Source organism: Flavobacterium sp. (assembly GCF_043722275.1).
In the GTDB taxonomy this organism is placed as follows: Bacteria; Bacteroidota; Bacteroidia; order Flavobacteriales; family Flavobacteriaceae; genus Flavobacterium.
The window spans coordinates 1-7,190 of the sequence record NZ_JAYSPC010000186.1 but is presented as its reverse complement, the minus strand read 5'-3'; the positions used below and the strand labels follow the sequence as shown (position 1 = coordinate 7,190).

Below are 7,190 nucleotides of genomic sequence, written 5' to 3'. Positions count from 1 at the left end.
TGTCAGGCTGAGCGGAGTCGAAGCCCCACTTATTTTATATTTCGAAATTCTGTTGGCGAAAGTCCGGTTTGTTTTTTAAAAAATCTGGAGAAATAGGAGTAATCTTCGTAGCCGACAGCAAATGCAACTTCGTTTATAGACAATTGTTTATCGATTAACATTCTTTTGATTTCGAGAATTACACGATCCATAATAACTTCCGTAGCTGTTTTTTGTAAAATTTCATTGCATATTCTGTTCAAATGTTTTAATGTAATATTTAATTTTTCTGCGTAAAAAGAGGGTAGTTTTTCTTCTCGAAAATATTGTTCGAGAAGCGTTTCGAATGTATTGATTTTGATATTGTACGAATGCGCTTGATGCGAATAAGTTTCAATGTATTTCCTGGCAATTTCAATATGAATGCAATCCAATAAATTCAACATTTTATCGAGTTGATATTTACTTTCCTGATTGTTTTCCTGAATTAGTAAATTAAAATAGGGAAGGATTTTTGGGATTTGATTTCCCTCAAAAACCATTTCCGGCCGATTATGAATCGAATGATAAAAATTATATTCGTTGATATTTTTTTGTCCGAAATACAAATTATAAAGTTCCTGCGAAAAAATAATTACAAAACCTTCAATATCTTCAGACAAACTCCAATGATGCATTTGTCCGGGTTGCAGAACAAATAAACTTCCTTTTTTTATTTCAAACTGATCAAAATCAACTTCATGTTTTCCTGAACCATTGGTGAAAAATACCATTAAATAGGAATCGTGTCGATGAGGCTCTTCAACAAAACTGTGATTCTTTAAATGTTCCGTAAAAGTATTTACGTAAAAATCACGATGAATATCATTGCAGCTAAAATTCTGAACACTATAAATTGGATATTTTTTCATACGCGATTAGATTGTAGATTTTTGATTTGGAATTTCATACAAAATGTCTTTATTATGCTATAAGTAGCGAAGATATAAAAAAGACTTTTATGAGGCTGTTAATTACCTTTGCATAAACAAAAAATAACAAGATCATGTCAAGTGCATTAACTCATATTTTTAAAAACGAATGTCCTATTTGTCATACTGGAAAAGTATTTAAAGACAAAAATATTTTTCTGAGTTTTAGTTTGCCAAAAATGAATGAATATTGCAGTCATTGCAATTACAAGTTTCAAAAAGAACCTGGCTATTTCTTTGGCGCCATGTATGTAAACTACGGATTAACTGTTGCGCAAGGCATTGCTACTTATTGCGTTGCTCAATTTTTCTTCGAAAAAAACTTCGATTTAAGAATCATTCCAATCATTGCCGTTGTAATTATACTACTTACTTCTTTCAATCTAAGATTTTCAAGATTAGCATGGATTTATATGTTTAAGGATTATACGAGCTAAAAAAATACTATTTTTGCCTTTCAATTGAAACTAATTTTCAATTAGAAAAATTCAACTTTAAATTAGAGAAATGAAAGCATACGTATTTCCGGGTCAGGGCGCACAATTTACAGGAATGGGCAAAGACTTATATGAAACATCGGCTTTAGCCAAAGAATTATTCGAAAAAGCTAATGAAATTTTAGGTTTTAGAATTACAGATATCATGTTTGAAGGTACTGCCGAAGAACTAAAAGAGACTAAAGTTACGCAACCGGCTGTTTTTTTACATTCGGTTATTTTAGCAAAAACTTTAGGCGAAGATTTTAAACCAGAAATGGTTGCAGGACATTCTTTAGGAGAATTTTCAGCTTTAGTAGCAAACGGAACTTTATCTTTTGAAGATGGTCTTAAATTAGTTTCTCAACGTGCTCTAGCAATGCAAAAAGCCTGCGAAATTACTCCATCAACAATGGCTGCAGTTTTAGGTTTGGCCGATAATGTTGTTGAAGAAGTTTGTGCTTCTATTGACGGAATTGTTGTTGCTGCAAATTACAATTGCCCTGGACAATTGGTAATTTCAGGAGAAACTACAGCAGTAGAAAAAGCTTGCGAAGCCATGAAAGCTGCCGGAGCAAAACGCGCTTTAATTTTACCTGTTGGAGGAGCATTTCACTCACCAATGATGGAACCTGCAAGAGAAGAATTAGCTGCTGCAATTGAAGCAACTACTTTTTCTAATCCTATTTGCCCAGTGTATCAAAACGTAACAGCAAGTGCGGTTTCTGATGCAAACGAAATCAAAAAGAATTTAATTACTCAATTGACTGCTCCTGTAAAATGGACTCAATCTGTTCAACAAATGATTGCTGACGGAGCTACTTTGTTTACAGAAGTTGGCCCAGGAAAAGTATTAGCAGGTTTGATTAGCAAAATTGACAAAGAAGCGGTTACTGCGAATGCGTAATTAGTTTTCAGTCTCAGTTTTTAGCTATCAGTTTAAAAACTATATCAATAAAAAATCCTCATGAACAGATTGTTTATGAGGATTTTTTATGTTTACAAATTAGATTAAAAAATTATTTTCGCCAAGGGTAAGCTTTTATCCTTTTAGACATTTCATTTTTAAATTCTTTTGGCGTCAAACCTTTTCTAAATTCAGTATCAAAATCAAAAGTTTCTCGATCTACTTCTGATTTTTGAATTTTATAATTATCTGGCCACCATTCTCTAATTTTTCTAATCGATTCTACTTTCGCTTCTTCGAGAGTTAATCCTTTTGCAAATTCAGCATCAAAATCAAAAGTATCTTGATCTATTCCTTTAAATTTTTGTTTTCTATTTTCATTTTCCATTTCTTACATTTAATCCTACAAATTTACAACAAATTAAATGTATTAAATCAAAAAAAATCCCAAATAATCTAATACAATTATTTGGGATTTTATATTCTAACCTGAGACGTACTGCTGTGCGCCTCTACGATATTCCTATGTTTTAAGAACGAACTTTTTGTTCCCACTTCCATGCACTTGCCATTGCTTCGTCGAGGCTTAATTCTGCTTTCCAGCCTAAAACATTATTTGCTTTATCTGTATTTGCGTAGGCTTCTGTGATATCGCCTTCGCGACGCGGCATTATTTTGTATGGTAATTTTTTCTCGCTTACTTTTTCGAAACTATGAATTACTTCAAGAACTGAACTTCCTGTTCCGGTTCCTAAATTAAACGTTTCTACTTTTTGCAAATTCTTTTTATTGAATAAACGCTGTAATGCAATTACGTGTGCTTTTGCTAGATCTACGACGTGAATATAATCACGAACCGCAGTTCCGTCAGGCGTTGGGTAATCATCCCCGAAAACTGATAATTCCTTACGTAATCCCATTCCGGTTTGGGTAATAAAAGGCACTAAATTTTGAGGAACTCCTAATGGTAATTCTCCAATTTCGGTTGTTTCATGCGCTCCAACAGGATTAAAATAACGTAACAAAATTGCGCTGATATTAGTCACTTTTGCAGTATCGGTAATGATTTCTTCTCCTATTTGTTTTGTATTTCCGTAAGGAGACATTGCTGTTTGCACAGGAGCATCTTCTGTAATTGGCATTTTTTCGGCTTGACCGTAAACTGTACAAGATGAACTGAAGATAAAACTTGCTTCAGGCTTTTGTTGCAATTCCTGTAGAAGATAAATTAAACTGTTAATATTGTTTTCGTAGTATAATAAAGGCTGTTCTACACTTTCGCCAACTGCTTTTGAAGCCGCAAAATGAATTACACCGGTAACATCGTTGTGTTTTTTAAAGAAATCCTGAACTGACGCTTTTTCTCTTAAATCTAATTTTTCGAATAAAGGCGTTTTTCCTGTAATTGCTGTAATTCCTTTTAGAACATCTTCTGTAGAATTCGAAAGATTATCAATTATCACTACTTCAAAGCCTTCATTTTGCAATTCGACTACGGTGTGAGAACCAATAAATCCTAACCCTCCTGTTACTAATACTTTCATTTTTTGGTTATTTTATGTAGTTAATTTATAAGCTTGTCTGGCAATAAGAATCCAATTATTCTTTTGCTTTTGCCAAACCAGCATTATTCCTATTTTAATATCTTTATCAATTCCGTCATCTTTTGTATGAGCTGATAAAACGTGTCTCACAATTGCGACATCATTTTGAATCGAAATAGTTTGGTTTTGAAAATCTATAGTTACGAAATCGGATTTCCCACTCACTATTCCGTCAATAAATTCGGTTTGATTTTGAAAATTCCCATTCGAATGAACGTAACTCAATTTATCAGAAGTTAGTGCTTTTAATTTTACTCCATCAGCATCAATCATTGCTTTACGCAAAATTTCGACTTGATTACTGATCGCTGTTTCTTCTTTAGTATTCGATTTTTGAGAAAAAACCGAGAACTGAACAAAAACCATTAAAACTAAAAGACAAATCCTTTTCATACTTTATTTATTCAAAAATTCTAAAACCGAATCGGTTATAAATTTAATTTGTTCATCGTCTAATTCTGTATGCATTGGCAAAGCGATAACTTCCTGAACTAATTGATTGGTAACCGGAAATTGTTCTTCTTTATAACGAGGATCTAAATAAGCTTTTTGAGAATGCAACGGAATTGGGTAATAAATTGCACAAGGAATTTGTTTATCCTGCAAATGCTGCAATAAAGCATTTCTATCTGCATCTACAATTCGTAAAACATATTGATGAAAAACGTGATCATTTTCGTTTGCATCAAATTCCGGTGTAATAATATGTGCATTTCCGGCAAAAGCTGCATTGTATTTTGAAGCCGCTAAACGACGCGCTGCATTATATTCATCTAAAAGTGGCAATTTTGCATTTAAAACTCCAGCCTGAATACTATCTAAACGTGAATTTACCCCTACAACATCGTGGTGATAACGCTCGTACATTCCGTGATTTACGATACCGCGGATAATGTGCGCTAATTTATCATCATTTGTAAAAATTGCTCCTCCATCGCCATAACAACCTAAGTTTTTAGACGGAAAAAATGAAGTTGCAGCAACCTGACCAATTACTCCTACTTTGCTTTTTGTTCCTGATTTCGAAATATAATCAGCACCAATTGCTTGTGCATTATCTTCGATTACATATAAATTATGTTCAGCAGCAATTTCCATAATCGCATCCATATTAGCAGCGCGACCAAATAAATGTACGGGAACAATTGCTTTAGTTTTTGGCGTAATTGCTTTTTTAATTGCTTCGATATCAATATTCATATTTGTAATATCAACATCAACTAAAACCGGCGTTAATTGCAATAAAGCAATTACCTCAACGGTAGCTGCAAAAGTAAAATCGGCAGTAATTACCTCATCGCCGGGTTTTAAATCTAAAGCCATCATTGCAATTTGCAAAGCATCTGTTCCGTTTGCACAAGGAATTACATGTTTTGCTCCCAAATAATCTTCGAGATTTTTTTGAAATTGATGAACTAAAGGTCCGTTTATATAAGTATTTGTATCTAAAACTTCCTGAATAGAAGCATCAACCGTAGTTTTTATTTTTTCGTATTGACTCTTTAAGTCAACCATTTGAATTTTTTTCATTTTCAATATATTTTTAAAATTAAAGAGCTGTTTTTAAAACAGAATCTCTAAAAGGAGGAACAAAAATAGTTATTTAATACCTTCAAACCAATGAAAATAATCGAAAGAACCGTAATTTAGCCACAAAAATAAACAGATGCTTTTTCTATATAATTTAGTTATTTCTATTGCGGGGTTTTTTCTGAAAATTGTAGCGCTTTTTAGTCCGAAAATTAAACTCTTTACAGATGGTCGGAAAAATGTTTTTAATATATTAGAAGAAAAAATAAAACCTGCAGATAAAACGATTTGGTTTCATTCGGCATCACTAGGCGAATACGAACAAGGTTTGCCGGTAATCGAAAAAATCAAGGAAAAATATCCTGAACATAAAATCATCGTTACTTTTTTTTCACCTTCAGGATATGAAGTTCGCAAGAATAACACAGTTGCAGATGTTACTGTTTACCTGCCATTAGACACAAAAAGCAACGCGAAAAAATTTCTAAAACTTGTTCATCCAGAATTAGCCTTTTTTATAAAATATGAATTCTGGCTTAACTATTTAAAGGAGTTGGAAACAAGCAAAACTCCAACTTATTTGATTTCAGGAATTTTCAGGGAAAATCAGATGTTTTTTAAATGGTATGGCGGTTTTTACCGAAAAGCTTTAAAAGCATTCACGTACTTTTTTGTTCAGAATGAAAGTTCTAAAGAAAAAATCGAAACCATAGGCTTTCATAATGTTGTTGTTTCCGGCGACACTCGTTTTGATCGTGTAAATGCTATTTTAGAAAGAGACAATACGCTTGATTTTATCGAAAACTTCAAAAACAACAAACCTACTATTGTAATAGGAAGTTCATGGCCAAAAGATGAAACTTTAATTGCCGAATATATCAATCAGGCACCCGAAGATGTAAAATTTATTATTGCACCGCATAATATTAAAGCGGATCAGATCTCTAATTTAAAATCTCAAATCACAAAATCGACGGTATTATTTTCAGAAAAAGAAAATCTTGATTTATCAAATTATAATGTCTTTATAATTGATACTGTTGGATTACTAACTAAAATTTACAGTTACGGAACGATTGCATATGTGGGTGGAGGTTTTGGAAATCCTGGAATTCATAATATACTGGAACCTGCAACATTTGGTATTCCGATTATTATTGGTCCCAATTATTCGAATTTTGCCGAAGCAATTCAACTCGTAGCACTTAAAGGATGTATTGTGATCTCTAATTTTAATGAATTAAAAGAAAACTTAGATCGTTTACTTGCTGATGCAAATTTTCTAGCCGAAAAAAGTCAAATTTGCAACGCTTATATTCAGGATAATATTGGCGCAACAAACGCGATTATGAATGTTGTTTTGTAAGCGATTTATTTGAACATTGACTGGGTTTGAGTCGTTATTATATAAAAAAGAGCTTAAACGAGCTGTTTTCACCCATATCGACTTAGTAAATATTCAATCAAAAACAAAACAAACCGCAAGGAAGAGAATAAAATAGCCAATTCTCTTATTGAATATTCAACTAAAAATAATTTATGCGAAAAATACAATAATATAACATAATTTTAGCATTATGGCATATTATTTGATAACTAAGATAATCGTGAGCAAATGAAAATATTTTAAAAAAAAAATAAAAAAATATTTTACATATTAAAAAATTTATATCTTTGCCACGAATTAATAATTAACCTTTTATAATAAAGTAAGATGAAAAAA

General features: G+C 32.2%; 8 protein-coding genes. 3 read left to right on the top strand and 5 right to left on the bottom strand.

Annotated features, from left to right (window positions below; genetic code table 11):
* Positions 1-29: 29 nt before the first annotated feature.
* The gene (locus ACHZDT_RS21640; RefSeq protein ID WP_394776777.1) at positions 30-890 is read right to left on the bottom strand and encodes a helix-turn-helix domain-containing protein; all 861 of its coding nucleotides are present in this window, start codon (positions 888-890) and stop codon (positions 30-32) included.
* A 134-nt stretch (positions 891-1,024) separates the two neighbouring features.
* On the opposite strand from ACHZDT_RS21640, the gene ACHZDT_RS21635 reads away from it, so the two are divergent.
* Positions 1,025-1,387 carry a DUF983 domain-containing protein gene (locus ACHZDT_RS21635; protein ID WP_394776776.1) on the top strand — a complete coding sequence of 121 codons (363 nt, stop codon included), beginning with the start codon at positions 1,025-1,027 and terminating at the stop codon, positions 1,385-1,387.
* 70 nt (positions 1,388-1,457) lie between these two features.
* Positions 1,458-2,333 carry an ACP S-malonyltransferase gene (fabD, locus tag ACHZDT_RS21630; RefSeq protein ID WP_394776775.1) on the top strand — a complete coding sequence of 292 codons (876 nt, stop codon included), beginning with the start codon at positions 1,458-1,460 and terminating at the stop codon, positions 2,331-2,333.
* Between the two features lie 112 nt (positions 2,334-2,445).
* Here fabD and ACHZDT_RS21625 read toward each other — a convergent pair whose 3' ends face one another.
* The 4 genes from ACHZDT_RS21625 to ACHZDT_RS21610 form a co-directional block, all read right to left on the bottom strand.
* On the bottom strand, positions 2,446-2,721 hold the full coding sequence (locus ACHZDT_RS21625; protein WP_394776774.1) for a hypothetical protein: 276 nt from the start codon (positions 2,719-2,721) through the stop codon (positions 2,446-2,448).
* A gap of 142 nt (positions 2,722-2,863) precedes the next feature.
* Positions 2,864-3,877: a UDP-glucose 4-epimerase GalE gene (gene galE, locus ACHZDT_RS21620; RefSeq protein WP_394776773.1), complete on the bottom strand. Its 1,014-nt coding sequence runs from the start codon at positions 3,875-3,877 to the stop codon at positions 2,864-2,866.
* Between the two features lie 12 nt (positions 3,878-3,889).
* Complete coding sequence (locus ACHZDT_RS21615) at positions 3,890-4,330, bottom strand: nuclear transport factor 2 family protein (RefSeq protein ID WP_394776772.1); 441 nt, start codon at positions 4,328-4,330, stop codon at positions 3,890-3,892.
* 3 nt (positions 4,331-4,333) lie between these two features.
* Positions 4,334-5,467 (bottom strand): DegT/DnrJ/EryC1/StrS family aminotransferase, encoded by a 1,134-nt coding sequence (locus ACHZDT_RS21610; RefSeq protein WP_394776771.1) that lies wholly within the window; start codon positions 5,465-5,467, stop codon positions 4,334-4,336.
* 136 nt (positions 5,468-5,603) lie between these two features.
* Between ACHZDT_RS21610 and ACHZDT_RS21605 the strand changes: the two genes are divergently transcribed.
* Positions 5,604-6,833, top strand: a complete 1,230-nt coding sequence (locus ACHZDT_RS21605; protein WP_394776770.1) for a 3-deoxy-D-manno-octulosonic acid transferase — start codon at positions 5,604-5,606, stop codon at positions 6,831-6,833.
* Positions 6,834-7,190 lie beyond the last annotated feature (357 nt).

Bases quoted from the DNA above. Each gene is read 5' to 3' on its own strand.
- ACHZDT_RS21640 (WP_394776777.1), bottom strand. From the start codon at position 890: ATGAAAAAATATCCAATTTATAGTGTTCAGAATTTTAGCTGCAATGAT.
- ACHZDT_RS21635 (WP_394776776.1), top strand. From the start codon at position 1,025: ATGTCAAGTGCATTAACTCATATTTTTAAAAACGAATGTCCTATTTGT.
- fabD (WP_394776775.1), top strand. From the start codon at position 1,458: ATGAAAGCATACGTATTTCCGGGTCAGGGCGCACAATTTACAGGAATG.
- ACHZDT_RS21625 (WP_394776774.1), bottom strand. From the start codon at position 2,721: ATGGAAAATGAAAATAGAAAACAAAAATTTAAAGGAATAGATCAAGAT.
- galE (WP_394776773.1), bottom strand. From the start codon at position 3,877: ATGAAAGTATTAGTAACAGGAGGGTTAGGATTTATTGGTTCTCACACC.
- ACHZDT_RS21615 (WP_394776772.1), bottom strand. From the start codon at position 4,330: ATGAAAAGGATTTGTCTTTTAGTTTTAATGGTTTTTGTTCAGTTCTCG.
- ACHZDT_RS21610 (WP_394776771.1), bottom strand. From the start codon at position 5,467: ATGAAAAAAATTCAAATGGTTGACTTAAAGAGTCAATACGAAAAAATA.
- ACHZDT_RS21605 (WP_394776770.1), top strand. From the start codon at position 5,604: ATGCTTTTTCTATATAATTTAGTTATTTCTATTGCGGGGTTTTTTCTG.